The sequence below is a fragment of the Agrobacterium sp. MCAB5 genome (assembly GCF_052114365.1).
GTDB lineage: Bacteria > Pseudomonadota > Alphaproteobacteria > Rhizobiales > Rhizobiaceae > Agrobacterium > Agrobacterium tumefaciens.
The window spans coordinates 1-431 of the sequence record NZ_JBFREP010000279.1 but is presented as its reverse complement, the minus strand read 5'-3'; the positions used below and the strand labels follow the sequence as shown (position 1 = coordinate 431).

The 431-nt window shown below is 52.0% G+C and carries 1 protein-coding gene; it reads right to left on the bottom strand.

Features of this window, described 5'->3' with window-relative positions; all coding sequences use genetic code 11:
* Positions 1-184: 184 nt before the first annotated feature.
* On the bottom strand, positions 185-431 hold a 247-nt coding region (locus tag AB4Z23_RS28625), incomplete at its 5' end, for an EamA family transporter (protein ID WP_441361327.1).

Genomic DNA, 431 nt, shown 5'->3' with positions numbered 1-431 from the left:
GTGCTGTCGTCCGCCCAAACAAAAAGCAGATTACACGTGAAATATACGAAAAGAAAATCGGTCGCTGGATCAAATTGTGGCCCGAACTCACAATCGTCGACTGGGATAAATAGTGTGGCCAGCAGAGTTTTTGGACGTTCTGTGGGATTTCTGCGACAAGACTGAGTTCACTGTCTTCTGTTTCTCAAGTAGCCGAAACTGACAGGTGGCGGCGAACACCCCATTTCAGCGTCACGCCGAGGCTTGCGATCAAAATGCAGCCTACGCCACCATATTGCGCCAATCCCAACCGATGGCCATAGACGATGGCATCAACCACGATGGCAGTGGCCGGATAGAAAAACAGTAATACGGCTGCCAAGGGCGTCGAGAGCTTGGGCAATGCGTTGTATAGCAGCATGTACACACCACCGGTGTGCACGACGCCGATG